A 26,608-nucleotide genomic window follows, 5' to 3' on the forward strand; every position below is an offset into this window, starting at 1 on the left:
TGGACAAGGATGTCTCCATTGTTTCGTGTAGGACTGCGTTCGACAGATAAAACGCAACATGCATGCCAGCATGGGCGATCGATGAACACATTCGGCGAAAGTCACGGCAGCAGCGTCCGATTCGGTCGATCAGACCGAGCGAACGATGCTGCGGGCAGGGTAGCGATGCGGCATGTCGTTCAGAAATGCAGCACGCTCTGTTGCAGTCCTCAACAACCGGCGTGGGGCAGTGAGGATGAACGGTCGTCCGATGCAGGTCGCGTTCGGACAACGGGGTCGCGCGGCGGCGTCAGGCGATCAACGATCGAAGCGCCGGCGCGTGCTCGAATTGCCGGATCCGTTCGAGCGCCGACGCCTCGATCTGGCGAACGCGCTCGGCCGACAGGTTCAGCTGACGGCCGATTTCGCGAAGCGAATACTCGTTTTCGACGTCGACGCCGTACCTCAAGCGGAGAATCCACGCTTCGCGAGCCGGCAGGCGGTCGATCAGCGCCGCGACCGCATCGCGAAGCTGGCTGGCGCTCGCGCACTCTTCAGGGGTCGGCGTGTCGTGGTCGATCGCGACGTCGGTCAACGTCAGGTCGTGCTCGGACGAAACGGGCATGTCGGCGGAGATCGGCTCGCGCACGATGCCCATCAGTTCGCGCACCTTGTCGACCGGCAGCCGCATCTGCCTGGAGAGCGACGGCGCGTCGGCGGCATGGCCGGTCTGTTGCGCATGCGTTCGCGCGAGCCGCGACAGCTTGTTGATCGCGTCGACCGTATGCGCGGGCACGCGTATCGTGCGGCCCTGATCGGCGATCGCATGCGTGATCGCCTGCCGGACCCACCAGGTCGCATACGTCGCGAATTTGAAGCCGCGCCGGTGGTCGTAGCGATCGACGGCCTTCATCAGGCCGATATTGCCTTCCTGGATCAGGTCGAGAAGCTGCAAGCCGCGATCGGGATACCGTTTGGCGATCGATACGACGAGCCGCAGATTGCTCTGGAACAGCTTCTTTCTCGCGGGCTGAATCGCGCGATCGATGCGCGACAGACGCGCGTCGATCGCGATCGCGATGTCGAGCGGCAGGGCCGACTGGCCGGCGAGGTGCGCGAGCGCGGTTCGTGCTTCGATCAGTGCCGGTGCGTGGCGGGCGAGGGCAGCGCCGCAGCCGGGATGCGCGGCGATGCATGCGTGCAGCCATGCACGAACGTCGTTGCACGGCGTGAGGAGGTCGCGGTGCGGCGATTCGGCACGTAGGCCCGATTCGGCCCATGTTTCGACGATGCGTTTTTCGAACTTGCGCGCTTGCGTTGCGCGTTCGCGAATCGTGTCGCCGATACGTTCGATTGCACGCGCGGTGAAGCGGATCCTGCCGGTCAGCGCGGCGGCCTCGCGCATCAGCGACCGGTAACCGGCCGAGGCGAAGCCGTCGGACCGCAATGCGCGATGCATCGCCGACGCAAGCGCACCGGCGCGCTCGAGTGATTCTGCGACGGCATCGCGCCACACCGGGTTGTCCGGCGAGAGGTCGGCTTCGCCCGTCAGTGCGGGTGAATCCGTAGTCGAATCGGGCGTCGGTTCATTCCCGGGCGAATTCGTGGACGAATCGATGGGCGAATCGGTGGCTGAATCGACGGGTGATTCGGAGGGTGAATCGGTGGACGAAGCGGCGGGGATATCGGCGGACAAACCCGCATGCGATTCGGGGTCACCAACGAACCCCGTCACGTAGACCGAAGCCGCTGCCTTACCCGACCGGATATCGCCGGCGATCGACGCGATGACGTCGAGCGCAGCCGGATCGCGGCTCAGTGCCTCGATGCATGCTGCGCGACCGCTTTCCAGATGAAGCGCGAGCGCGATCTCCTCTTCTCGCTCGAGCAGCGGTGTGGCGCTCATTTCCCGCAGATAGATCCGGACCGGGTCGTTCGTGCGGCTTGCGAGCAGATCGGCGGGCGCGAGCGGCGCCGACGCGCCGGCAAGCCGCGACGTCACTTCCGACACTTCCGTCACGTCCGTTGCTTGCGCGAAATGGCGATCGAGCGTCCACGCGGTGCGCGAGTCGGCATGCTCGCGCATCTCGATGCCCAACTCGTGGAGCATCGACGCGGCTGCGTCGAAATCCGCGCCTTCGGCGGCATCGTCGGGCAGCGCATCGACGATTTCGCCGCGGGTCACGTATCCGCGATCGATGCCCAGCGCGATCAGCGCATGCAGATGCGCCGTGCGATCGGCGTCCGCACCGTCGCGCGGCGTGCTGTCGTGCCCGCGCTCGCGCTCAAGCACGCTTTGCATAGACGTTGCACCAGCCATCAGCGGCAACCGCCTTGCCCGCGAACATCGGGCACGTGCCGGAGGACTCGCCTTCGGCGGCCTTGTAGAAGCGGCAGTTCGAGCACGTCTGGCCCGCCTGGTACTTCGGGAACTTGCCCGCGTCGACGGTCGTTGCCTTCGCGCGGTAGCCGAGCGTCTTCGCGGCTGCATCGTTTTCGTCGACGAGCGGCGCTGCCGCGAATGCACGGGTGCCGGCCGCGAGCGCGGCGCACAGGCCGGCCGTCTGAATGATGAAGGTTCTGCGATTGCGGGAGGTCATGTCGTTTTCCTGAATGAAATGAAAAGAAATAGGTTGCCCGCGCGCCGGGAATGCTTCCCGGCGCGGCGAATCGAGCGAAACAAGGGGGGAGGGGGCGTTACTTGCGCGGCCCGGCGACGAGCGGCGCCTTCGACGCGTTGGCGATATCGGCGGTCAGCTTGCTCTTCGCGGGATCGTAGCCGTTCGAGTAAAGCAGGAACGCCATCAGATCCTCGTATTCCTGCGCCGTCATCTTGCCGGGGCGGTCGGCCGGCATGTTGTTCGACATGTACTGGAACACACCGCCGACAGTGATATGCGACTTGCCTTCGGGAGCGAAGGCTTCCCCGCTCAGTGCGGGCGCGGTATTGCCCTCGAGCTGGTCGCCATGGCATTTCGCGCAGGCGTCGGCATAGACCTTCTTGCCATGCTGCACCTGCGCCTGGTCGAACGACGGTATGTCGCTGCCTTCGGTGGTCGAAACCTTGATGAAGCCGCTCTTTGCCGGCTGCGGTTGCGCGGATGCGACCGAGCCGTCGAGGAAACGGCCGGGTGCTGGCGCCCCGATCGCCTGCGCGACCGTTTCCGGAAGGGCCCAGCCGCGCGTGAGCGCGGCGAGACGGCCGTTGCCGTTCATCCGCGACAGCGTCGCGTCGATGCGCTTCTGCAGTGCTTCCTTGCCCGGCCCGAATGCGAACGACAGCTGCCAGTCGGAGTACGGCGACGACGTCGCCGCCACCTGGAGCCGTTGTTGCGGGTGCGCGTGTTGATACGCGACGACGCTCGGATACCAGACGATTGCGCGCTGTGCGCGGCCGGTGGCGAGTGCGCCGATCGTCTTCTCGCTCGTGTTTTCGAGATCGAAGCGGGCGTTCGTCTGCTGCGCGGCGATCAGCTGCGAAGGGCTGCCGTACGTGGCCGCGATCGTTTCCTTGGCGCCGGACGATGCTTGCGCGTCGCGCAGCGAAACGCTGACATAGCCGGAGCGCAGGTAGCCTTGCGAGAACGTCATTCTGGACCCCGACGCATCGGCGATCTCCGAGCGCGGGAAGCCGGCGATCACATCGCAATCGCGTTCGAGCGACTTCTTCAGTTCGCTGGCGGAGATGCCGTCGTCGCCGCCATCGTCGTCGACGCCGCGCTTGTTGAACGATGCGGCGATGCCCGCCGTGCGGAACACTTCGCGCGCGATGGATTTGTCGAGCGCCGTGGTCGGGCTGCCGGGCAGCGTGCAGATGCGTACGCCGGCCGACGCGGCTGCCGGTGTCAGCGCCACGCCCACGGCGAGCAGACTGGCGACGGTAAGGGGAGTGAGGCGAGCATTCATGATCGTTTGTCCGGTTGAAGCTGTTGGGGTGTCGCGCCCGCATCGGGCGCATGCGGGCGCGACCGGGGCCTGGGGCCTGTTCACGCTAATGACGGGCTTGTGAACAGGCTTCATCCCGATCAGTCGAGCGCGAACACGTAGAGCGTGCCGCCGCGCGGAACATCCTTTGCGATGTCGGCCATCGGGCCGCCCCAGATCGGGTTCGCGCCGCCGTAGCCGGCGAGCACGGCGACATATTCCTTGCCGTCGACCTCATACACCGAGGGTTGCGAAATGATGCCGCTCGCGAGCTGCGGGCTCTCCCAGAGCACCTTGCCGGTCGCCGTGTCGAACGCGTACAGGTGGCCGTCGAGCGAGCCGCTGAACGCGAGGCCGCTCGCGGTGGTCGCGACGCCGCCGTTCCACGGCTTCTTCGACCAGTGGCTCCACAGCTTCTTGCCGGTATTCACGTCGATTGCCGTCAGTTCGCCGTAGCCCTCGCTGCCCGGTTCAGGCTTGATCTCGAAACCTTCGCCGAGATACGGCAGACCTTCCATGTAGCTGACCGACTTGCCGGTCAGGCTCATGCACGCGTGCAGCGCGGGCACGACCGCGATGTTGCGTTCCTGGTCGTACGAGATCGACCACCAGTTCTTGCCGCCGAGGAAGCTCGGGCAGGTTTCGATCGTCGTGCCGGCCTTCGGGAACTTCGATTCGTCCTGGATCGGCTTGCCGTCAGCCGTGTAGCCGGTGACCGACAACGCTTTCACGAACGGCGTCGCATAGATCAGCTTGCCGGTCGTGCGGTCGATCGCGTGGAAGAAGCCGTTGCGGTCCGCGTGGATGATCGCGTCGTAGTCCTTGCCCTTGTACTTGATGTCCGCGAGGACCGCCGCGTTCACGCCGTCGTAGTCCCACGTGTCATGGTTCGTGTACTGATAGTGCCACTTCAGGTTGCCGTTCTTCGCATCGAGCGCGAGCAGCGAGTCGGAATACAGGTTGTCGCCGGGGCGCAGCGCCGCGAGCCACGGGCCGGGGTTGCCGACACCCCAGTACAGCGTGCGGGACGCGGCGTCGTACGTGCCGGTCAGCCACGCGGCGCCGCCGCCGTGATCCTGCATGCCGTCGGGCCAGGTTTCCGAGCCCTTCTGTCCGGAAGCCGGGATCGTGTAGCGTTTCCAGACCTCCGAGCCATTCTCCGGATTCAGCGCGACGATGTAGCCGCGAATCCCGTACTCGCCGCCTGACGTGCCGACGACGATCGCGCCGTCGAGCGCGAGCGGCGCGAGCGAGAACGAGTAGCCGAGGCCCGGCTCGAACATCTGCTTCTTCCACACGAGCGTGCCGGTCTGCGCGTCGAGCGCCGCGATTTCGCCGCTCAGCATCGCGACATAGACGTTCTTGCCGTACAGCGCGACGCCGCGGTTGACGACGTCGCAGCACGCGGTCTTGAACGCTGCCGGGCCGAGCTTCGGCTCGTATTTCCACAGCTGCTTGCCCGTCTTCGCATCGAATGCGTAGACGTTGTCCTTCGGCGTCGTCACGAACAGATAGTTGCCGTTGACGATCGGCGTCGCTTCGAAGCCCTGCTTCAGGTCGGCGGGGAACTTGTAGGCCCACACCTGCTTGAGATCCTTCGCATTCGACGTGTCGATCTGCTTGAGCGGCGAATGCGACCGGCCGTCGTAGGTGCGGTAGTAGGTCAGCCAGCCCGGATCGGTGTGCGCATCGGTCAGCCGCTGGTAGGTCACGGCCGGGTAGTCCGCGGCCGCCTCGACGAGGCCGGGGTTCAGCGCGACGGCGGCAGCCACCGCGATTCCGATCGTCGCCAGCCGGCTCGCTGAAGCCGAGAGTTTCTTCATGGTTGTCTCCTGAGTCATTGTGGTCGCACCGCCGCGAACGGTTCGTCGCGCCGGCACGGTGTGGGGTTCCGGGCCGAGTGCGCTGCCGTTCACGCAAGTCGCATGCCATCGCGCGGCGAAGGCCGCACGGTTCGGCACACGGGCGTATCGCGCGCCGCGCGGCGTCGGAGGCATTGCGCAACGGCGTCAACGAAGGTGTTGCATTCAGGTACACCGCGATGCGCGAGGTGTTGCCAAACATGACAGGTGACACGGCGCCTGTGACACGTGCGCCGCCGCATGCGCACGTCGCACGGAAACGGTGGCGGCGTGGGCGGCGCTGCTTGCGCGCGCCGCGCTGGCGGTGCTGGCACGGTTCTCGCAGGATCGCTTCGCGGCAACATATCGCCGCGCGTCGCACAGCAAGATACGGCGGAACATAAAGACGGAGACAACGGAAATGATCAGGAGGCCAAAGGCAGTCGGGCGGCGCAACGCGATGCAAGGCGGCCGGCGCGCGCGGCAAGTCAGCGCGATTTTCGGCTCGACACTCGGCGCGATCGCGCTGTTCGGACTGTCGCCGGCCGGCGTGCGCGCGCAGCAGAATGCGGGCGGCGCTGCCACGGTGGGGCCTGCTGCGACGCCCGCCGGCGCCGCGCCGCCGGCCGCAGCCGTGCCGCAAACGTCGGCCGATACGCTGCCTGCGGTGGTTGTCGTCGGCACGACGCCGCTGCTCGGAATCGGCACGCCGCTGTCGAAGGTGCCGGCGAACGTGCAGACGGTGCGCGCGGCGGAGCTCGACGCACAGCATCGCTTGACGCTGACCGATTTCTTCGCCGCGAACCTGCAGAGCGTGACGATCTCGGAAGCGCAGGGCAACCCGTACCAGACGGACGTCAACTATCGCGGCTTCACCGCGTCGCCGCTGCTCGGCACGCCGCAGGGCTTGTCGGTATTCGTCGACGGCGTGCGCGTGAACGAGGCGTTCGGCGACGTCGTGAACTGGGACATCCTGCCCACGCAGGCAATCGACCGGATGCAGCTGATTCCGGGCTCCAATCCGGTGTACGGACGCAATACGCTCGGCGGCGCGCTCGCGATCACGACGAAGAACGGCAAGTCGAATCCGGGCGGCGAAGCGGAAGTGTCGGGCGGCTCGTGGGGCCGCAAGACCGCCGACATCGAGCAGGGCGGCACGATCGGCTCGAACCTCGACTACTACGCGACCGCGAACGTCGCGAACGACGGCGGCTGGGCGGACCACAACGCGAGCCGCGTGCGGCAGGCGTTCGGCAAGCTGCGCTACACCGATGCGGACACGACGCTGTCGATCTCCGCGGGCGGCGCGGACAACACGCTGTACGGCACCCAGACGATCCCGCGCTCGTTCCTCGACAACCGGAAGCAGGCGTATACGTATCCGGACCTGAACCGCAACAGCGCCGAATACGTGACGCTGTCGGGCGACCGCTTTTTCGGCGAGCACGTCGAGCTGAGCGGCAACGCGTACTACCGGCATCTACGCAACAGCAACCTCAGCAGCAACAACAACACCGATTTCGGATCGGTCGGCGAGGACGGCACGGTCGACACGGTGCAGGGCACCAACGCGCAATCGACGATCGTCACCGACAGCTACGGCGGCAGCCTGCAGCTCACGCTGCTCGGCAAGCTCGGCGGGATGGCGAACCAGCTGATCGCGGGCGTCGCGGCCGATTTCGCGAACTCGAGCTACGTCGCGTCGTCGCAGGATGCGTATTTCACCGACACGCGCGCGGCGATCGGCGTCGGCGATTTCGTCCAGCAGACGAACGCGAAGACGCGCAATGCGAACTTCGGCGTGTACCTGAGCGACGCGCTGTCGCTGACACCGCACTGGACGCTGACGCTGTCGGGCCGCTACGACTGGTCGAAGTCGCAGATCGGCGACGAGAGCGGCGTGCAGCCGCTGCTCGACGGCAACCACACGTTCTCGCGCTTCAACCCGGCGGTGGGGCTCAACTGGAACCCGGTCGTGGGTTTCACCGCGTATGCGACCTACAACGAAGGGATGCGCTCGCCGACCGCGATCGAGCTCGCGTGCGCGGACCCCGCCGCGCCGTGTTCGCTGCCGAACGACTTCATCGCCGACCCGGCGCTCAAGCCGGTGATCTCGAAGACGTTCGAAGTCGGCGCGCGCGGCCGCATCGGTGCCGCGACGACCTGGAGCGCCGCCGCCTATCGTACGACGCTGACGGACGACATCCAGTTCATCAGCAGTCCCGCGAGTGCGCAGGGCTATTTCCGCAATGTCGGCGACACGCGGCGCCAGGGCATCGAACTCGCGGGCCGCACGCAGCTCGGCCGGCTCGGCGTCGGGCTCTCGTACAGCTATGTCGATGCGACCTACCGTTCGTCGTGGACCGAACACAGCCCGGCGAACTCGGCGGCGGACGCGAACGGCAACGTGACGGTCAAGCCGGGCGACCATATCCCCGGCATTCCCGCGCACACGGTGAAGCTGCGGCTCGACTACGCGGCGACGCCCGCGTGGGACATCGGCGCGAACGTCACGTGGCGCAGCGGCGTGTACGCGCGCGGCGACGAGAGCAACCAGGACGTGAACGGCAAGATCGCGGGCTACGTGCTCGTCGATCTCGACATGCGGTATCGGATCACGAAGCGGTTCGAGGTGTTCGCGAGCGTGACGAACCTGTTCGACAAACGCTACGCGAGCTTCGGCGTGCTCGGCCAGAATTTCTTCAACGGGCCGAATCACACGTTCGACGGCGCGAATCCGGTCAACGAACAGTTCGTCGGACCGGGCGCGCCGCGTGGCGCGTGGGTCGGCGTGCGTTATGCGTGGGATTGAGTGTTGCGCGGCTGCGCTTGTTGTCGGGTCACGGCGTGAACAGGCGCCGGGCCGTGCCCGGCTTGCACCGTCACGTGAACAGCGCTGCCGCGAACATCGCATGCGCCGCGCGCGACGCTGGGAGCCGACGCTCGTTGCCGGTGCTCCGTGAGCAGGCGCCCGGCCGTGCGAGATGCGCTGTCATGTGAACGGCGCCGCCGCGAACATTGCACGCACCGCGCGGGCGACGCTGCGTGCCAACGCCGGGTCGCTTGCCAGATGTCCGGCGTGCACGCGCTCGATCTCGACCTCGGGCGCGGCACGCGCGAGGCGGGCGACGTTGCCGACCGGGCAAACGGGATCGTGCATCCCGTGCGCGGCGAACAGCGGCACGCCTGCATCTGCCGCCCGACGTGCGAGCGCGAGCACGTGGCGTTCGCCGAGCCAGCAATCGCGCTGCAGGTAACGCGCCTGGATCCGGTACTTGTCGACCAGCCGGCTGACGATCTTGTGCGAGCGGATCGCGTGCGCGGGTGAGCGGCGCGTTTGCGGCGATGCGAGGACGGCGTTTTCGTACGCGCGCCACGCGAGCGCCACCGCGCGCTGCCGGGCCGCGCCCGCGCCGGGACGCAGCCGCCGCGCGCAGCACGACAGCAGACGATCCGGCTGGCTGCAGTTGGCTGCCACACACAGGCGCCGCCATTCGCGGGGCGCGCGCGTGCGCGACGTCGTGAACAGGCGGCGGACTTCGCGTGGCGATGTCAGGAACAGGCCGCGCAGCACGACGCCGGTCACCCGCGCGGGATGCGTGCCCGCATACGCGAGCGCAAGCGCGGCGCCCCACGATCCGCCGACGACGCCCCAGCGCGCAATGCCGAGCTGCTCGCGCACCGCCTCCAGATCGCCGATCAGCCGAGCGGTGCTGTTGTGACGCGTGCCGCCGCGCGGCGCGGACGCGCCCGCGCCGCGCTGGTCGACGAGCACGACGCGTGTGCGCGTCAGGTCGAACAGGCGCAGGATGCCGGCCTGGCTGCCGCTACCGGGCCCGCCGTGCAGTACGACGACCGGGTGGCCGTGCGCAGCGCCGGCTACGGCAAACGCGATCGACTGCGCGTCGCGGTGCAGGCGCCGGTGAACGGGTGCGGCAGGCGCGGCAGACGACCCCGGCATCGCGGGCGACGATATGGCTCGAATCGGGGCAGGCGTCATGTCGTTGTGGCTTGAGCGAAATAGGGACAGCCGTCACTCGGCCGCGTGTGCGTCCGAGCAACTGCCGGGCTTGATCTGGAGCAAAGCCAGAATCACGCCAGCCGCGAAGATCGGGATTCGCACGGGTAGCCGCGAGCCTTGCAATCGCTGTATCACGAAGGCCGACCTGTCCGGCGACTCGACAAGCGTGAGCACGACTGGTCGATGCCTTACATCAAACTTTCATTTTGCGCTGCATGACCGTCACAGGAGCGTCCATCCGCGCCGCGACGCTCGCGTGGCCCGATGCTTGCTTGCAATGACGGCAAAGAGTCCGGCAGATGACCGGAAGGATCCCCGGAGGAGACAATGCGCGATGACGCAGATCAGGCGGCCGGATCACGGGCCGCGCATCCCGCTGGCTGGCCCGCACCGTCGATCCAGAAAGCCCATGAGCGGTCCGAGACGTTTGGCCTGCAGGTATCGGCACGCCCCGACTACGACGTGCTGTCGAGCGCGGGGCTGGTCCTGAAGCGCGAGCAGAACCGCGTGCTGTGCGTGCATGCGATGCCGGTGATGGAGACGCTGCACGAGCAGATCGTCAACACGCAGAGCATGATCGTGCTGACCGACGCGGAAGGCCTGATCCTGCATTCGATCGGCGACGACGACTTCCTGCGCCGCGCGGAGAAGGTCGCGCTGCGCCCGGGCGCGAACTGGGCGGAGAACCGGCAGGGCACCAACGCGATCGGCACGGCGCTCGCCGAGCTGTGCCCGATGGTCGTCCACGGCGACCAGCACTTCCTGGCCGCGAACCGCTTCCTGACCTGTTCGAGCGTGCCGATCCTCGACCCGTACGGCGACGCGATCGGCGTGCTCGACGTGACGGGCGACCACCGCAGCTATCACCAGCACACGATGGCGCTCGCGAAGATGTCGGTGCAGATGATCGAGAATCATCTGTTCACGACGACCTTTCAGGAAACGCTGCAGGTGTCGTTCCATGGCCGTCCCGAGTTCCTCGGCACGCTGATGGAGGGGATCGTCGCGTTCACCGCCGACGGCCGCTTCCTGTCGGCCAATCGCAGCGCGCAGTTCCAGCTCGGCATGCCGCTCGCCGCGCTGCGCGCGCACACGCTGTCGTCGCTGTTCGACATCACGAGCGCGCAGCTGATCGACCGCATGCGCGCCAGTACCGACCCGCACCTGATGCTGAATCTCGGCAATGGCGCGGTGGTCTGCGCGCGCGTGCGCTTCCGGCGCGCGACGCTCGCCGAAGGCAGTCGGCCGACGGACGTCCACGACGCAGGCGCGCCGGCCGCGCGCGTGAGCGCGGTGCCGGCCCCGATGCCGGGCACATCGGCGGGGCTGTCGCGGCTCAACTATCTCGACACCGGCGATCCGCAGGTCGCGTGCGTGATCGCGAAGGTGCGCAAGGTGATCGGCAAGGACATTCCGATCCTGATCACCGGCGAGACCGGCACCGGCAAGGAGCTGCTCGCGCAGGCGATCCACAACGACTCGCCGCGGCGCGACGGGCCGTTCGTCGCGGTCAACTGCGCGTCGATTCCGGAGACGCTGATCGAATCCGAGCTGTTCGGCTACGAAGAGGGCGCGTTCACCGGCGCGCGCCGCAAGGGGGCGATCGGCAAGCTGCTGCAGGCGAACGGCGGCACGCTGTTCCTCGACGAGATCGGCGACATGCCGTATCCGCTGCAGGTGCGGCTGTTGCGCGTGCTGCAGGAGCGGCTCGTCAACCCGCTCGGGTCGACGAAGACGATCGCCGTGGACATCGCGATCATCTGCGCGACGCACCGCGACCTGCGCGACATGATTGCGCAGAACCGCTTCCGCGAGGATCTCTACTACCGGCTGAACGGCCTCGTGGTGCGCCTGCCGCCGCTGCGCGACCGCACGGATCTCGCGGTCGTCGTGCAGAAGATGCTGCAACGGGAAGCGTTTGCGGGCCCCGACTGCCCGCCGCTGTCCGTCGCGCCGGACGTGATGGCGCTGTTCGTGCGCTGCACGTGGCCCGGCAACTTCCGCCAGCTCGGCAACCTGCTGCGCACGGCGGCGGCGATGGTCGACGACGATGGCGAGATCCGGCGCGAGCATTTGCCGGACGATTTCTTCGATGACCTGCGGCGCGGCGATGCTCAGGCCGAGCAGGCCGCGCACGATTCGTCCGCCGCACTGTCCGCCGCACCGTGCGCCGCGGATCCGATCCCGCCCGCCGACGCGCGTCTGCAGGACGTCGCCGCGTCCGCGATTGCCGCCGCGCTGGCGCGTCATGGCGGCAACGTGTCCGCCGCCGCGCGCGCGCTCGGCGTCTCGCGCAACACGATCTACCGGAAGATGCCGGCGGCCGATGCGGACCGCCACCCGTCCGACGAAAGCTGACGCGCAGGCCGCGCAATAGCGGCCACGCGATCCGTCACAGCCGGTGTGTCAAGTTGCAACACCCGTTGCAACACCGGTGTTCAACGATTCAACACCTGTCACCGCCCCCGCGTGTCGTGCCGCCGGGGCGGCGGATCGCATGCGCGCGCGTTCTGTCGGCTATTCGTAAGAATTCCATCCCGGTGCCCGGGTGACGGCGATGTGCCGGCGTCGCGCGGGCAAAGTACGACATCGGCACGCTCCTTGCTGAAGAGGAATCGACCGCCGGATTGCAGCGGTTGTTCGACTCACCAACGCGACTCACCAACTCAACAAGGAGACACATCATGCAATGGACGACCCCGTCTTACACCGACCTGCGCTTCGGCTTCGAAATCACGATGTACATCGCCAACCGCTGATCGCCGCGCGATGCGCTGCCCGTGCCGCCCGTTTTGCCGCGGGTGACGCGGGCGGCCTCGGGAGCTGACGCCCATGAAGATCAAGATACTCGGCTCGGGAGCCGGCGGCGGCCTGCCGCAATGGAACTGCAATTGCGCGAACTGTCGCCGCGCGCGCAGCGGAAGCGGCCACGTGATGCCGCGCACGCAGTCGTCGATCGCGGTCAGCGACGACGGCATCGACTGGGTCCTCGTCAACGCGTCGCCCGACATTCTTTCCCAGTTGCGCGCGGATCCGGATTTGCAGCCGGCGCGCGCGATCCGCGACAGCGGAATCGCCGCCGTCGTGCTGTGTGATGCGCAGATCGATCACGTGACGGGCCTGCTGATGCTGCGCGAGCGTTCGACGCCGCTGCCGCTCTACGCGAGCGCGCCGGTGCTCGACGACCTGTCGACCGGGTTGCCGCTCGTGCCGCTGCTCGGCCACTACTGCGGCGTCGATGCGCACACGATCGCGCTCGACGAGCCGTTCACGGTGCCGGCGGCGCGCGGGATCCGCTTCACCGCGATTCCTGTCGACAGCAAGGCGCCGCCTTATTCGCCGCGGCGCGCGTCGGCCGCGCCCGGCGACAACATCGCGCTGTCGATCGAAGACGTCGCGAGCGGCCGGCGCGCGTTCTATGCGCCGGGTCTCGCTGCCGTCACCGACGACGTGCGCGCGGCGATGGACGGCGCCGATCTCGTGCTGGTGGACGGCACGTTCTGGACCGGCACCGAGATGATCGACCTCGGCCTGTCGAGCAAGCACGCGGCCGACATGGGGCATCTCGCGCAGTGCGCGGAACACGGGCAGCCCGGCATGATCGACTGGCTCGACGTGCTGCCCGCGCGCACGCGCAAGGTGCTCACGCACATCAACAACACGAACCCGATTCTCGACCCGCATTCCGCCGAGCACGCGCGCCTGCGCGCGCATGGCATCGACGTCGCGCACGACGGCATGCAATTCGAGGTATGACGATGAACGCACCGATCCCCGCTACGGCGTTGCACGCAACGCCATGGACTCCTGCCGAATTCGAGGCGCGCCTGCACGCGCTCGAATCGCGCTATCACATCCATCACCCGTTCAACCGGCGGCTCAACAGCGGCGCGTGTTCGCCCGAGCAGATTCGCGGCTGGGTCGCGAACCGCTTCTACTACCAGATCAACATCCCGCTCAAGGATGCGGCGATCCTGTCGAACTGCCCCGATCGCGACACGCGGCGGCTGTGGATCCAGCGGCTGATCGACCACGACGGCCAGGGCGACAACGAAGGCGGCATCGAGGCGTGGGTGCGGCTCGGCGAGGCGTGCGGTGTCGATCGCGCCGAGCTGTGGTCGCTCGAACACGTGCTGCCCGGCGTGCGCTTCGCGGTCGACGCGTACGTCAATTTCGCACGGCGCGCGCCCTGGCAGGAAGCCGTGTGCTCGTCGCTGACGGAGATGTTCGCGCCGCAGATCCACCTCGACCGGCTCGCGGGCTGGCCGTCGCATTACCCATGGATCGAGCCGGACGGGCTGCATTACTTCCGCAGCCGCGTGCCGCTCGCGCAGCGCGACGTCGAGCACGGGCTCGCGGTCACGCTGCAGCATTTCACGACGCCGGAAGCGCAGCAGCGCGCGCTCGGCATTCTGCAATTCAAGCTCGACATTCTATGGTCGATGCTCGACGCCGTCGAAAGGGCCTATCCCGCATGAACGCGATCGAAGCCGCCAGCGGCGTGCCGCTGCGCCCCTGCCTGAGGGGCATGTACCGCCTGCAATGGGAGGCGGCCCAGGATGCCTACGTGCTCCTCTATCCGGAAGGGATGGTCAAGCTCAACCCGAGCGCGGGCGAGATTCTCGCGCGCTGCGACGGCACGCGCGAACTGGACGACATCATCGGCGAACTCGAGCGCCTGTTCAGCCAGTCGGATCTCGCGGCTGACGTCTACCGCTTCCTCGATCATGCGCGACTGCGCGGCTGGCTCGACTGACATGGCACCCGACACTTCCCGTCCGTCCGCGCCGCTGTGGCTGCTCGCGGAGCTCACGTACCGCTGCCCGCTGCATTGCGCGTTCTGCTACAACCCCGTCGACTTCGCGACGCACGGCGCGGAGCTCGATACCGACGCGTGGCGCGCGGTCATCCGCGACGCGCGCGCGCTCGGCGCCGCGCAGATCGGCTTCTCGGGCGGCGAGCCGCTGCAGCGCGGCGACCTCGAGACGCTCGTCGCGCATGCGCGCGGGCTCGGCTTCTACACGAACCTGATCACGTCGGGCATCGGGCTGAACGCGTCGCGCATCGAGCGGCTCAAGGCCGCCGGGCTCGACCACATCCAGCTGTCGCTGCAGGACTCGACGCGCGAGCTGAACGACTTCCTGACCAGCACGCGCACGTTCGAGCTGAAGCGCAGCGTCGGGCGGCTCATCAAGGCGCACGGCTACCCGATGGTGCTCAACTGCGTGCTGCATCGCTACAACCTGCCGCACGTGGGCCAGATCATCGAGATGGCGCTCGATCTCGGCGCCGATTACCTGGAGCTGGCGAACACGCAGTACTACGGCTGGGCGATGCTGAACCGCGACCAGCTGATGCCGACCGTCGAACAGGTGCGCGAGGCCGAGGAAACGGTCAACCGCTATCGGAAGCTGGTCGGCGAGCGTTGCCGGATCCTGTTCGTCGTGCCCGACTATTTCGAGCAGCGCCCGAAGGCGTGCATGAACGGCTGGGGCTCGGTGTTTCTCGGCGTCGCACCGGACGGCATCGCGCTGCCGTGCCACGCCGCGCGGTCGCTGCCGGGGCTTGCGCTGCCGAACGTGCGCGACCGGTCGCTGAAGGAGATCTGGTACGACAGCGACGCATTCAACGCGTTTCGCGGCGACGGCTGGATGCGCGAGCCGTGCCGCACATGCGACGAGCGGCATGCGGATCACGGCGGATGCCGGTGCCAGGCGTACCTGCTGGCCGGCGATCCGAAGGAAGCCGATCCGGTGTGTGCGAAGTCCGCGCATCACGGCCAGGTCGAGCAGGCGGTGCAATTCGCGCGGCGAACCGCGCCGCGCGACGAACAGCCGCTGATCTTTCGCAGCAAGGAGAATTCACTCGCGCAATGCGGGGCGGCGTGCGACGGCTGACGACAGACGGCGACGACGACGGCGGGAGCGAACGAGGCGAAGCGATGGATATCGGGACGATCGATATGCAGTCCTCTTCATGGCGGCGAGTTCGTGCGCAGGCGAGAGGGTTGGCGAACGCGGGACGGGGCTTGCGATGAGCACCGCTGCCTTCGATGTGCGAGAGGCCGCCGGGGCGAGCGACGTCTTCAGCGGTCGCGCGGGTCATCGCAGGATGCGCGTCGCGTCGGTCGTCGCGGGTGTGTGCGTGCTGCATGTGGGTGTGTTTGTGCTGCTTGCACGCGAACAGGTCGTGCGTAGCGTGCCGGTGCAGCGGCAGGTAATGGTGGCGGCGCTGATTGCGCCGACGCCTGAGACTTCGACAGTGACTGCGACAGCGGCGGAGTCGCCAGCAGCGTCGCGTGCGATGCATCGCGCGATGTCCGTGCCCCGACCGTCGGCGAGCAGCGAGTTGTCAGCGACAAAGCCGACCGTACCTGCTCGAGCCCGGCCGCTGGTGCATGACGCGCCTGCACCGTCGCGGCCGGTTCCTGGCGCCGCCGAAGCCGAGCGACACGGTGTGCCGCGAAACGATGCGGCGCGGACGCAGACGCAGACGCAAGCCCAAGCCCAAGCCCAAGCCCAAGCCCAAGCCCAAGCCCAAGCCCAAGCTCAAGCTCAAGCCCAAGCCCCCGCGACACCGCGCTTCGTCGCGCATCCCGAATGCGCGCTGACCAAACCCGACTACCCGCCGCAGTCGCTGCGCATGGGCGAGCACGGCACCGTGCTCGTCGAGCTGGAGACCGATGCAACAGGCCGGGTCGTCGCCGCGCGTGTCGTGACCGGCAGCGGCTATCCGCGTCTCGATGCGGCGGCGCGCGAAGCGGTGCTGGCGAGCCGCTGCGCGCCGCATGTGGAGAACGGTGCGCCGATGCCGACACGGGCGCGCGCGCCGATCACGTTCAATCTCGACGAGTGACAGGACACTTCATCATGACGGACTATGGAATCAGCCATTTGTGGGCGCAAGGCGACCCGATGACGCGTGCGGTTGCGCTGTTGCTCGTCGCGATGTCGATCGCGTCGTGGACGGTGATCGTGATCAAGGTGATCGAACTCGTCGGCATCCGGCGCCGCGCGGCGCGCGCGGAAGCGCGCTTCTGGGACGCCGACGGCATGGCCGGCGGGATGCGCGGGTTCGGCGGGCCGGGCATGCCGTACTTCGATCTCGTGCGCGCGGGTGAAGCGGCGATCGCGCATCACGAAGCGAGCCGGCACCGGCTGCACGACCGGATCGACCCGAGCGACTGGCTGTCGCGCAGCCTGAAGACATCGGTCGACGAATCGGCGGCGCGGATGCAGCGCGGGCTCGGCCTGCTCGCGTCGATCGGCAGCACCGCGCCGTTCGTCGGGCTGCTGGGTACCGTCTGGGGGATCTATCACGCGCTGCTGTCGCTCGGCGCGGCCGGCGATGTGAGCCTCGACCGGGTGGCCGGGCCGGTCGGCGAGGCGCTCGTGATGACGGCGTTCGGGCTGTGCGTCGCGATCCCCGCCGTGCTCGGCTACAACACGCTGGCGCGGCTGTCGCGCGATATCGTCGCGCGGCTCAACCGTTTCGCACACGGGCTGCACCTGTTGCTGCTGACGGGCAGCGGTCCCGCGACCGCGGGGCGGCCGGACCGGGTGACCGATGCGTCGACCGATACGTCAACCGCCATGTCGACCGAAGCGCAGCCGGCCGTCGCAGGAGCACGCGCATGAACGCCGGACCCGACGACCGTGAGGACGGATTGGCGCTCGCAGCCGACATCAACATGACGCCGCTGATCGACGTGATGCTCGTGCTGCTGGTGGTATTCATGGTGACATTGCCGGTGCTGCATCACGCCGCGCGTATTGCGTTGCCGCATGCGAGCAGCCAGCGCGAGGATCTGCGCACGCCGCACGTGGATGTCGCAATCGATGCAAGCGGCCGCGTGAGCTGGGATGCGCAGGCGATCCCGGACACCGAGTTGCGCGCGCGGCTCGCGGCCGCGGCCCGCGCAATGCCGCAGCCTGAACTGCGTCTGTCGGCGGATCGCGCGGCACGCTACGACGGCGTCGCGAAGTTGCTGTCCGCTGCGCAAGCCGCCGGCCTCACGAAGATCGGCTTCGTCACCGATCCTGGCTCGCCCCGGCAATCCGCGCGCCCGTAACCTGGCAATTCCCTTAGGGCCTGTTCACGCTGATAACGGGCTTGCGAATGTGCGTTGCCGGTCGTCCCTGAAGACGACTTCCTTCGGGCGCGTGCGAGGAGCAAGGAGCGCCGTCTGGCCGAGCCAAACATGTGACCGGGCGCTGACGCCTGCCGCCGCGCGCTCCCCGGCAACGAACGCGCATTTCCCTCTCACGATGCAACGCGGGCGGTGACGACCTCGATCGTCACCGCCCGCGTGATGTCGTTTCGCGCCCACTCGATGCGCGGCTGACTGCAAGCCGCCGCACCCGGCGAGCCGACCCGTGACGTCAACCGTCGTCGGCCTTGCCTTGCAGGTCCTTCAATCCCTGGATCACGACCAGCAGCGCGCGCCCGTGCTCGTCCGAGCCGTCCCACGCGTCGACGATCGCGTCGCGCAGCAATTCGTTGTAGCGGCGGCGCGACGGGTGCACGTCGACGCCGTAGAAAGTGCATAGCTTATTGAATGGCGCGCTGCGGCGCAGGCGGCGCCCGTTCGACTGCCGAAGACGCGACACGGTTGGCTGGCTGACCCCGGAAAGTCGCGCAATTTCGCTGGACGAGCGGGTATCCGCCGCCAATCGGCGCAACAGGTCTTCAACGGGAAAATCTTGGTCTGGGCCTTCCATGTCATGCATTATACCTATACAGTTACGGATATTGAATGACTTGCTGAAGCTGGCAAGCTGCTGCACCCCTGGAAAGTTGATGACGCTGAAACACCTCCCTCGCACGTTTTGCTGGACCAAGATCGGCACCGAGTCCGGCGAAGAGCTCGCCACCGTGGTGCTCCGCAAGGAATGGGAGCGCCGGCTGGGGGGCGGACGGTTTCTGTGGGGGATCAACCAGCCGCTCGGCAGCAGCGCGCAGGTCGCCGCGCATCGCACGGGCTCGCTGCTCGCGCTGTTCTCGCCGGTCGCGGCGCGCACGCGCATGGTCGGGCGCGGCAACGTGCTGCTGTGGAATGCGTGGGTCGATGCGGGCGGCCAGGTGCGGCAACTGCCGCCGCATACGTTCATCACGAGCCGCGCGAAACTGCCGTCCGGCCGTCCGCGCGAGCAGCACTACGCGCTGGTGTGTGCGTCATCCACTGCGCTGACGATCGGCACGCGTCTGCGCGTGTATCCGGACCAATTGCGCAGCGTGAGCACGGGCAAGCGCCTTGGCGCCGCGCAAGGCGCGGTGGTCGTCGATTGCGCGGACCGGACTGGCGCGCGCGGCGCGGAGCAGGCCGGCAAGAGCTATCCGCTCGCGCTGTCGGTCGAGCTCGAGGCGCCGTATTTCGTGCGGCTCGCGCAGCCGAGCGTGCTGAAGGCGCGCGATCTCGCGGACGTAAACAAGGCGACCCGCGACGGCGACTTCGACCGGTTCGTCGAACTGGTCACGCGTCTGCGTGGCCGCTCGTCGACGGAAGACGTGCGCGGGTTCACGCGCGACCTGTTCGATGTTCCGCCGATCGAAACCGCGGCGGCGTATGTCGCGCCGTCGCATGCGGCGCGCCTGCGCAGCCGGCCTGCTGCCGAGCACGCGCGCAGCCTCACGCAGGATCTGTTCGACCTGTCGCCGGGCGAGCCGGAAGCGTTCGGCGGAATGACGCATCCGCGCGTCGGCCGCGCGTGACGCGCGTGCTCGACGGTTGAAGGAGCAGGGCGCTGGAGAAGGACGCGAGAAGCGAGAGGCGAGAGGCGAGAGGCGAGAGGCGAGAGGCGAGAGGCGAGAAGCAGGAGCAGGAGCAGGAGCAGGAGCAGGAGCAGGAGCAGGAGCAGGAGCAGGAGCAGGAGCAGGAGCAGGAGCAGGAAGCCGGAAGCCAGAAGCCAGAAGCCAGAAGCCAGAAGCCAGAAGGCAGAAGCCAGAAGCCAGAAGCCAGAAGCAGGGGAAAAGAAGCGCGGATCACACGCGCACGCGCGACAGCCGTTCCGGTTCGCGCAAGACATTGTTGCAATCTCGTCGTGGCGGATCGACGAGCGCAGAGAGACAATCGGCACGAAGCGCGCTCGCGCGGCGGCCGATATGTCGACAGGCAGTTGGCAGTTGGTCATGCCGTCGCCATGCGCACCACGCACACTGAGCGTCGGCTTGCTTCACACAGCAACCTGAGGGAGAAGTGTCGATGTCGACCCACATCCGTTCGCGAGAAGCCTGGGCCGCACAACGCTTCGTCGAGGCGACGCGCAACGTCGATCAGGCGTTTCGCGCGGTGCGCGGCGAGGCCGACGATGAAACATCGTCGGTCGAGTATGCAATGGCGATGTCCCGGCTCGATCGTGCGCTCGACGAACTCGCGCGTGCGCAGGAATATTTCGATCGCGTGGTGAACACGGACGCGCAGCAGCGCAACTGATTCCACTACCCGCGTCGATCGCAACGATCGACGCGTTCACGTCCTCGTGCCGGTCGAATCGAACCGGCCTTCACGCAATCGACACGGTACGGCGTCATACGACGCATTCATTGCCGCTGCATGACGGGTGTCAGCCCGCGTGCGGCGTATCGGCCGCGTGGCTCGCGACGTCGGCGTGATGGTGGAACGCGTAACCACTGCGCTCGAACGACGTCGCGAAGAACCGCACCTGATAGCGGATCGCGTTCGCCCAGTAATCCCACGTATGGCCGCCGGCCCGCTCCGCGTAGTCGTGCGGCACGCCGAGCGCGATGAGCCGCTCGTGCAGCGTGCGGTTCGAGCCGACAAAGGAATCGTCGCGACCGCAATCGATCGTCAGGTCCATATGCGCGTGCATGAACGTGCGGGCGCTTTCGATGATCGCGTTGCGGTTCCAGAACGACGGGTGTCGCCCGGGATCGCCGAACACGTGGTCGATGCCCGGTTCGTCCTCGCAATTGCGCGGATCGACCGCGCCGCTGATGCTGCCGACCGCGCCGAACGTGCCGGGTTCGTCGAGCGCGATGCGCAGCGCGCCGAAGCCACCCATGCTGAGCCCGGTGATCGCGCGTGCGTGTTTTGCCGCAATCGTGCGGAAATGCCCGTCGACGTACGATACGACTTCCTTGCCGACGAAGGTTTCATAGCGGCTGCCCGAATCGAACGGGCTGTCGATGTACCAGCTCTCGTGGCCGCCGTCGGGCATCACGAGGATCACGTGATAGCGGTCGGCCAGCTCGCCGATCCGCGTGTTCGACGTCCAGTCGGTATGGTCGCCGCCCGAGCCGTGCAGCGCGTAGACCACCGGGAAGCGCTCGGTGCGGCTGCCGTGCACGTATGCATCGGGCAACACGACCGTCGCCGCGAACGTTTCGCGCATCGTCTCGCTCGGAATCGCCACGACCCGCGACTGGAATGCGCAGGCGGGGCCGGCGACGGCCAGCAGCAGGACCAGCCAAAAGGCGCGCGCTATGGTCGTCAATCGTCGCATTCGTGTCCGCCTGACGGGCAGGCCTCCTCGGAAACCCCATGCGAACCGACTCTAGCAAGGGCGCCTTTCAACCAAATTTCTGCAGACCCTACGGGTTGTCAGCCGGCGCGACGTGCGGTCCGCGCCAGCCGGGCATGTCGAACGTGCCGATGAAGCCGTGGATGGCGACGACCGGCGTGAGCGGATTCATGCGGGCAGTGTCGTTTCGTCGGTGGCGGGCGGCAGGTTCAGTTCGGCGAGCAGTTCGTCGAGTTCGAGGCCGTGCGTGCGGTCGTGGTCGAGCAGCTCGCGCACGAGGTCGTCGAGCGACATGCGGCGGATGCCGTCGCGCAGCCCGCAGCGGGTCAACTGCGCTGCGTCCAGCGTCGTGAGCGTCGCGCACAGCCGCTGCCGCGCGCCGCGGAACGCGTCGAGCGCCGCCGTGAGGTCCTGATGCAGGTAGTCGCGCGCTGCGGCGAGCGCGGTGCCGTCGACGGACGCGATCACCGGCAGGTCCGCGGTGCGCACCGCGTCGATGCGCTCGGCAAAGACCGCGTCGAGGTCGCGCAGGTGGCACGCGTGCTCGACCAGCGAGAAACCCGTGCCGTCCGGGCGCTGCGTCCACAGGGGCACGGGCACGCGAGCGACGGCCGCGGCGAGCGTATCGGGCATCCGGGCGAGCGCGGCGACGACGTCCGCGAACGGCAAGCGCTGCGGATATTGGCTGAACACCGCGCCGTAGCTGAACAGCGCGCCGCCGATCCGGCCGCGCGCCTGCACGACGTCATGGCCGCGGCGCCGCATCACGTCGGCGACCATTGCGCCACAGAACTGGCGAGCGGTCGTGTCGGCGGCGATTTCCGGGAATTTCTGCGCGATCTCGTCCTGGATCGCGCCGATCGCGGCGACGCCGACGCGCGACAGCGCCGCGAATTCGATGTAGCGCTCGGGCTGCTCGATCAGCGCCTCGAGCTGTGCGCCGAGCGGCGTCGTACGGAAACGGTCGAAACGGGAATGCATCGTGGGTGGCCTCGTTTAGTAACGTATCAAAACGATACGTTACTCGGCAGGCATCCGTCAACTTGCCGATGCCGGCTCCGCCCTGGGGATCCGCGCGGCGGCGTCCGGCGGGTGTGTTCCCAGTGTCCGGCAAGAGGGCAAAACCGCCCGCCTGTCCGCGTGAGTCGCCTTCGCCATTGCCTGCCGGAACCGACGGATGAACTGGCATCACCCGTCGGCTGACGATTCATCCTTTGCCGCGCCGGAGATTTGCAGGTCAAATCCGGGCGTCGCGACTCCGGAAGCTCGACCGCGTGGCGGATTCCGCGTTCCGCCGGAGCGATGAACATCTCGGCGTTCACCTGTCGGACGCGCACGAGAGGACACCGTCGGCGTGCCCCGGGCGCCCATGATTGCGCCGGAATGCCGCTGCGTTGTCGCGCCTCGTGCACTGACCGGCTGTTCGCACCGAAACAAGGAAACGATTCATGATTTCAGGAAAATCCGTCGGACAGTGGCTGGAAAGCCATCCGCTCATTCGGGATCTGGTCGCGCTCGAGGAAACGACCTGGTTCAACCCTGCCGTGCGGCCTGCCGCCGAAGCGCTGCCCGACGTCGGACTGACGAAGCGCGACGTGGACGACGCGAGCGCCCGGCTCGCGCGGTTCGCGCCATACATTGCCCGCGTGTTTCCTCGGACCGAAGCCGCGCAGGGCATCATCGAGTCGCCGATCCGCGCCGTGCCGCGCCTGCAAGCGGCGCTCGCGGAACCGGTACGACATCGCGTTGCCGGGCCGGCTGTGGCTCAAGCTCGACAGCGAACTGCCGATCTCCGGCTCGATCAAGGCGCGCGGCGGCATCTACGAGGTGCTCAAGCATGCGGAGGATCTCGCGTTCGCGAACGGGCTGCTGAACGACGGCGACGACTATTCGACGCTCGACAGCGACACGTCGCGCGCCTTTTTCCGGAACTACCGGATCGCCGTCGGATCGACCGGCAACCTCGGACTGTCGATCGGCATCATGGGCGCGACGCTCGGCTTCCAGGTCACCGTTCACATGTCGTCGGACGCGCGCCGCTGGAAGAAGGACATGCTGCGCGCGCACGGCGTGACCGTGGTCGAGCATGCGTCGGACTACAGCGCGGCGGTGACCGAGGGCCGTAGACAGGCGGCACAGGATCCGGCGTGCCATTTCATCGACGATGAAAACTCGACGAACCTGTTCCTCGGGTACGCGGTGGCCGCCGAGCGGCTCAAGTTGCAGCTGGCCGCCGCCGGGGTTGTCGTGGATGCCCGGCATCCGTTGTTCGTCTACCTGCCGTGCGGTGTCGGCGGGGGGCCGGGCGGTGTGGCGTTCGGTCTGAAGCTCGCGTTCGGGGACGCAGTACACTGCCTGTTTGCCGAGCCGACGCATTCGCCGTGCATGCTGCTTGGCGTCTGCACGGGGTTGCACGACGCCGTCTCGGTGCAGGATTTCGGCATCGACAACGTGACCGCGGCGGACGGGCTCGCCGTCGGGCGGCCGTCCGGATTTGTCGGCAAGGCGATGCAGCGGCTCGTCGACGGGTACTTGACCGTCGGCGACGACGAGCTCTTCGCATTGCTCGCGCTGCTCGAGCGGGAGGAGGGGATCCGGCTCGAGCCCTCGGCCCTGGCCGGTGTGCCGGGCATCGCGCGTGTGCATGCCCGGGACCGGGAAACGTGCCATCCGCATGCGCAAATGCCGCCGGACGTTCTCGCCAATGCGACGCACGTTGCGTGGGCGACCGGGGGCAGCATGGTGCCTGAAGCGGAAATGTCCGCGTACCTGTCCAAAGGGCGGCAGGCTTTGCGGGGCTGACGGACAAGGCCGCGGGCCGGATGCGGAAGGCGTCGTTCCGCAGCCGTTCCCGCATCGTCCGTGCGCGAGCCATGCGGGAATAGCGTGACCAAGACGACAAAGGGGAGTGGACTTCATGTACAACCTGCCGCCACGGCTTGCTCATCGGCTCGACAGCAGTCAGTTCGCGAACCTGCATACGTTTCTGGCCGTGGCGCGCTACATGAGCTTTCTGCGTGCGGCGGACGAGCTGTGCCTGACCGCGAGCGCGGTCAGCCATCGCATCCGGCGCCTTGAGCGCGCGCTCGACATGCGGCTGTTCGAACGATTGACCCGGAAGATTTCCCTGACGCCGGAAGGCGAACGCCTGTTCCGGATCCTGCAGCGCACGATGGACGAACTTGCCGAGGCGCTCGAGCCGACGAGCGACGAAACCGTCGACGGGCGTCTTACCGTCTACGCTCGCCCGTCTGTGGCGCAATGCTGGCTGGTGCCGCAGCTCGCCGAATTCGCGGCGAAGTACCCGGGCCTGTCGGTCGATCTGCGGGTGGGAAACGACAACATCGATTTCCGGACGCAGAACATCGACGTCGCGATCGACTACGCGAACGGCGAGTTTCCTGGCCTCGTCAGCCACCAGCTGATGGACGAGCGCATGGCCCCCGTCTGCAGCCCGGCGTATGCCGACAGCCACGCGCTATGGGACCACCCGGAAAACCTCGCCGGCTGCACGCTGCTGCACGATTCGCTCGCGTGGAATCATGCGTCGCACGATGCGGAGTGGGCGCTATGGGCTGGTCACAACCTGCCGGACGTCGCGCTGCCGGAGCGCAGCTTTACGTTCGACCAGTCGGACCTGTGCGTCAGTGCGGCCCTGAACCACGTCGGTATCGCGATCGGGCGGCAGCGGCTGGTACAACAGCGGATCGATCGCGGCGAACTGGTTCTGCCGTTCGGCGCGTTTTCCCAGCGCAGCCCGTACAGCTACTACGTGGTTTGCCCTGCGATGCCGGCCATGCCGCTGCGCACATCCGTATTCGTCGCATGGTTGAACGACAAGCGAGGCGCGGCCGCCTGAAGCGGCGGGCAGGCCGGGGCGGGGGGATGACCTGCCACGGCGCGGACGGCTTCAGGGGTTCGTCCCAAGTTTACGGAGCCGGCCGCCGCCGCTCACAATGCATTAACGGCGGTACAGGCCGGATCGGCCGCGTGCGTGCGGGACGACCATCGGGCGCACGGGGCGGATCGGGCGATTCGGGGACTACGAGCGACGCCGGTCGGGGGAACGCACAGCCAGGGAGAAGCCATGTCTGCGCACGCTCACGTCGTTCTCGTTGCTGCGATCGGGTGGCTGGCTGCCGCCTCGGGCCCGGTGCTGGCCGGGGACAGCATCATGCGCTTCGAAGCCCATGTCGAGGCGCCGCAGAACGCGCTGTCGGATCGTCCGATGGAAACGGACGATCCGCAGCGCGCGCTCGTCATTCACGGCCGCAAGGATCCGAAGGTCGAGCTGTGGCTCGGCATCGACTATGCGTCCACCAATCCGGCGTGCCGGTCGCAGACCTTGCTCGGCCGCATGATGGGCTCGCCGGAGACCACGCAGGTCATCGCGGACAATATCCGCCTGCCGGCCGGTCAGGACCGGTTCGACCTCCGCGTGATGCTCGATCGCTACGAGTCGGGCCGATGCGGATGGCAGCCCGTGCTGGTGCGCCATGCGGAGTTCGTTCCCGGCGTCGCCGACGGGCCTGGCGGATGGGGCGCGCTCGTCGGATTCAGCGATACGGGCAGAAGCGAGGCGACCATCGGCTGGTCGTGCCGGCTCGGCATGGACGAGACGTCGCCGACCTTCCTCGGCTGCTTCGCGACGAGCCGCGGGGATATCGCGCGGATCTCCAGTCAAGGCGGGACGGTCAACGTGAGTTTCGCGCTCGTGCAGCAGTCGCCGCAGCCGCCGTCGGCGCGGGGGCTGCAGGCGAGGGTCGCCGCGAAGGCGAACGGCGGGTGAGTGGCGAATGAGCGCGTGCGCGGCGGGCGGGTTTCGCGCGACACGGCGACATTGCCGCGCCGCCGCATCGCACCGCCGCGGTTAGTGTTCAGCGGTCACTGCTTTTTCTGCGCGGCCTCGATGTCGGCGCGCAGTCGCGCTTCCTGTTCCTGCAGCTCCGGCGTGAATTCCGCGCCGAAGTCTTCCGGGCTGAACACCTGCCGGATCTCGATCTCGGAATCGCTCTTCATCGGATTCGGGCAGCGCTTCACCCATTCGACGGCTTCATCCATCGATTTCACCTGCCACATCCAGAAGCCGGCGATCAGCTCCTTGGTCTCGGCGAACGGGCCGTCGATCACGGTCCGGCCCGGCCCCGAAAAGCGTACGCGCTTGCCGCGCGAACTCGGGTGCAACCCTTCGCCCGCGAGCATCACCCCCGCCTTCACGAGTTCCTCGTTGTACTTGCCCATCGCGGCCAGCAGTTCGGTGTCCGGCATCTGGCCGGATTCGGATTCCTTCGTCGCCTTGACGATCACCATCACGCGCATCTTCGTTTCTCCTTGAATTGGGTCAGGTCGAGCACCCGCCGGCC

25 protein-coding genes are annotated in these 26,608 nt (G+C 67.5%); 15 read left to right on the forward strand and 10 right to left on the reverse strand.

Annotated elements, in window-relative coordinates:
- Positions 1 to 289 precede the first annotated feature (289 nt).
- The 4 genes from ACV229_RS24900 to ACV229_RS24915 form a co-directional block, all read right to left on the reverse strand.
- Positions 290 to 2,299, reverse strand: coding sequence for a sigma-70 family RNA polymerase sigma factor (locus tag ACV229_RS24900; protein WP_448085903.1), 2,010 nt, complete (start codon positions 2,297 to 2,299; stop codon positions 290 to 292).
- The gene (locus ACV229_RS24905) at positions 2,265 to 2,579 is read right to left on the reverse strand and encodes a high-potential iron-sulfur protein (RefSeq protein ID WP_448085766.1); all 315 of its coding nucleotides are present in this window, start codon (positions 2,577 to 2,579) and stop codon (positions 2,265 to 2,267) included. Before ACV229_RS24905 ends, ACV229_RS24900 begins: the two co-directional genes overlap by 35 nt.
- Positions 2,580 to 2,676: 97 nt before the next feature.
- Positions 2,677 to 3,885: a c-type cytochrome gene (locus ACV229_RS24910; protein WP_448085767.1), complete on the reverse strand. Its 1,209-nt coding sequence runs from the start codon at positions 3,883 to 3,885 to the stop codon at positions 2,677 to 2,679.
- A gap of 119 nt (positions 3,886 to 4,004) precedes the next feature.
- A complete protein-coding gene (locus tag ACV229_RS24915; protein ID WP_448085768.1) occupies positions 4,005 to 5,726 on the reverse strand; it encodes a methanol/ethanol family PQQ-dependent dehydrogenase in 1,722 nt (573 codons plus the stop codon).
- Positions 5,727 to 6,165: 439 nt separating this feature from the next.
- Here ACV229_RS24915 and ACV229_RS24920 point away from each other — a divergent pair, with 439 nt between their 5' ends.
- The gene (locus ACV229_RS24920; RefSeq protein ID WP_448085769.1) at positions 6,166 to 8,556 is read left to right on the forward strand and encodes a TonB-dependent receptor; all 2,391 of its coding nucleotides are present in this window, start codon (positions 6,166 to 6,168) and stop codon (positions 8,554 to 8,556) included.
- A gap of 180 nt (positions 8,557 to 8,736) precedes the next feature.
- Here the strand turns inward: ACV229_RS24920 and ACV229_RS24925 are convergent, their stop codons facing one another.
- Positions 8,737 to 9,744: an alpha/beta fold hydrolase gene (locus ACV229_RS24925; protein ID WP_448085770.1), complete on the reverse strand. Its 1,008-nt coding sequence runs from the start codon at positions 9,742 to 9,744 to the stop codon at positions 8,737 to 8,739.
- Between the two features lie 348 nt (positions 9,745 to 10,092).
- On the opposite strand from ACV229_RS24925, the gene ACV229_RS24930 reads away from it, so the two are divergent.
- From ACV229_RS24930 to ACV229_RS24970, 9 genes are all read left to right on the forward strand, one after another.
- Positions 10,093 to 12,123 carry a sigma-54-dependent Fis family transcriptional regulator gene (locus tag ACV229_RS24930; protein WP_448085771.1) on the forward strand — a complete coding sequence of 677 codons (2,031 nt, stop codon included), beginning with the start codon at positions 10,093 to 10,095 and terminating at the stop codon, positions 12,121 to 12,123.
- Between the two features lie 326 nt (positions 12,124 to 12,449).
- Positions 12,450 to 12,524, forward strand: a complete 75-nt coding sequence (gene pqqA / locus ACV229_RS24935) for a pyrroloquinoline quinone precursor peptide PqqA (RefSeq protein WP_006485436.1) — start codon at positions 12,450 to 12,452, stop codon at positions 12,522 to 12,524.
- A gap of 73 nt (positions 12,525 to 12,597) precedes the next feature.
- Complete coding sequence (pqqB, locus tag ACV229_RS24940) at positions 12,598 to 13,521, forward strand: pyrroloquinoline quinone biosynthesis protein PqqB (RefSeq protein WP_448085772.1); 924 nt, start codon at positions 12,598 to 12,600, stop codon at positions 13,519 to 13,521.
- Positions 13,522 to 13,523: 2 nt separating this feature from the next.
- Positions 13,524 to 14,243 (forward strand): pyrroloquinoline-quinone synthase PqqC, encoded by a 720-nt coding sequence (pqqC, locus tag ACV229_RS24945; RefSeq protein ID WP_448085773.1) that lies wholly within the window; start codon positions 13,524 to 13,526, stop codon positions 14,241 to 14,243.
- Positions 14,240 to 14,521, forward strand: a complete 282-nt coding sequence (pqqD, locus tag ACV229_RS24950) for a pyrroloquinoline quinone biosynthesis peptide chaperone PqqD (protein WP_448085774.1) — start codon at positions 14,240 to 14,242, stop codon at positions 14,519 to 14,521. The genes pqqC and pqqD overlap by 4 nt, the downstream gene beginning before the upstream one ends.
- Position 14,522: 1 nt before the next feature.
- Positions 14,523 to 15,662, forward strand: a complete 1,140-nt coding sequence (gene pqqE / locus ACV229_RS24955) for a pyrroloquinoline quinone biosynthesis protein PqqE (protein WP_448085775.1) — start codon at positions 14,523 to 14,525, stop codon at positions 15,660 to 15,662.
- A gap of 136 nt (positions 15,663 to 15,798) precedes the next feature.
- Complete coding sequence (locus ACV229_RS24960) at positions 15,799 to 16,620, forward strand: TonB family protein (RefSeq protein WP_448085776.1); 822 nt, start codon at positions 15,799 to 15,801, stop codon at positions 16,618 to 16,620.
- Between the two features lie 14 nt (positions 16,621 to 16,634).
- Positions 16,635 to 17,402: a MotA/TolQ/ExbB proton channel family protein gene (locus ACV229_RS24965; protein WP_448085777.1), complete on the forward strand. Its 768-nt coding sequence runs from the start codon at positions 16,635 to 16,637 to the stop codon at positions 17,400 to 17,402.
- Entirely contained in the window at positions 17,399 to 17,836 is a 438-nt protein-coding gene (locus ACV229_RS24970) for an ExbD/TolR family protein (RefSeq protein WP_448085778.1), read from the forward strand. Before ACV229_RS24965 ends, ACV229_RS24970 begins: the two co-directional genes overlap by 4 nt.
- A gap of 310 nt (positions 17,837 to 18,146) precedes the next feature.
- On the opposite strand, the gene ACV229_RS24975 is transcribed toward ACV229_RS24970, so the two are convergent.
- On the reverse strand, positions 18,147 to 18,485 hold the full coding sequence (locus tag ACV229_RS24975; RefSeq protein ID WP_448085904.1) for a helix-turn-helix domain-containing protein: 339 nt from the start codon (positions 18,483 to 18,485) through the stop codon (positions 18,147 to 18,149).
- A gap of 79 nt (positions 18,486 to 18,564) precedes the next feature.
- Between ACV229_RS24975 and ACV229_RS24980 the strand changes: the two genes are divergently transcribed.
- The gene (locus ACV229_RS24980) at positions 18,565 to 19,476 is read left to right on the forward strand and encodes a hypothetical protein (RefSeq protein WP_448085779.1); all 912 of its coding nucleotides are present in this window, start codon (positions 18,565 to 18,567) and stop codon (positions 19,474 to 19,476) included.
- Between the two features lie 490 nt (positions 19,477 to 19,966).
- Complete coding sequence (locus ACV229_RS24985) at positions 19,967 to 20,197, forward strand: hypothetical protein (protein ID WP_448085780.1); 231 nt, start codon at positions 19,967 to 19,969, stop codon at positions 20,195 to 20,197.
- Between the two features lie 130 nt (positions 20,198 to 20,327).
- Here ACV229_RS24985 and ACV229_RS24990 read toward each other — a convergent pair whose 3' ends face one another.
- From ACV229_RS24990 to ACV229_RS25000, 3 genes are all read right to left on the reverse strand, one after another.
- Positions 20,328 to 21,227: an alpha/beta hydrolase gene (locus ACV229_RS24990; protein ID WP_448085781.1), complete on the reverse strand. Its 900-nt coding sequence runs from the start codon at positions 21,225 to 21,227 to the stop codon at positions 20,328 to 20,330.
- 186 nt (positions 21,228 to 21,413) lie between these two features.
- A complete protein-coding gene (locus ACV229_RS24995) occupies positions 21,414 to 22,226 on the reverse strand; it encodes a DinB family protein (protein WP_448085782.1) in 813 nt (270 codons plus the stop codon).
- A 473-nt stretch (positions 22,227 to 22,699) separates the two neighbouring features.
- Positions 22,700 to 22,987, reverse strand: a complete 288-nt coding sequence (locus ACV229_RS25000) for a hypothetical protein (protein ID WP_448085783.1) — start codon at positions 22,985 to 22,987, stop codon at positions 22,700 to 22,702.
- 4 nt (positions 22,988 to 22,991) lie between these two features.
- On the opposite strand from ACV229_RS25000, the gene ACV229_RS25005 reads away from it, so the two are divergent.
- The 3 genes from ACV229_RS25005 to ACV229_RS25015 all read left to right on the forward strand — a co-directional run bounded on the left by ACV229_RS25005 (position 22,992) and on the right by ACV229_RS25015 (position 26,034).
- Positions 22,992 to 24,047 carry a D-serine ammonia-lyase gene (locus tag ACV229_RS25005; RefSeq protein WP_448085784.1) on the forward strand — a complete coding sequence of 352 codons (1,056 nt, stop codon included), beginning with the start codon at positions 22,992 to 22,994 and terminating at the stop codon, positions 24,045 to 24,047.
- A 115-nt stretch (positions 24,048 to 24,162) separates the two neighbouring features.
- Positions 24,163 to 25,104, forward strand: coding sequence for a DNA-binding transcriptional regulator DsdC (gene dsdC / locus ACV229_RS25010; protein ID WP_448085785.1), 942 nt, complete (start codon positions 24,163 to 24,165; stop codon positions 25,102 to 25,104).
- Positions 25,105 to 25,332: 228 nt separating this feature from the next.
- A complete protein-coding gene (locus ACV229_RS25015; RefSeq protein WP_448085786.1) occupies positions 25,333 to 26,034 on the forward strand; it encodes a hypothetical protein in 702 nt (233 codons plus the stop codon).
- A gap of 95 nt (positions 26,035 to 26,129) precedes the next feature.
- Here the strand turns inward: ACV229_RS25015 and ACV229_RS25020 are convergent, their stop codons facing one another.
- Positions 26,130 to 26,564, reverse strand: coding sequence for a YciI family protein (locus ACV229_RS25020; RefSeq protein ID WP_448085787.1), 435 nt, complete (start codon positions 26,562 to 26,564; stop codon positions 26,130 to 26,132).
- Positions 26,565 to 26,608 lie beyond the last annotated feature (44 nt).

It is taken from the genome of Burkholderia sp. MR1-5-21 (genome assembly GCF_053427715.1).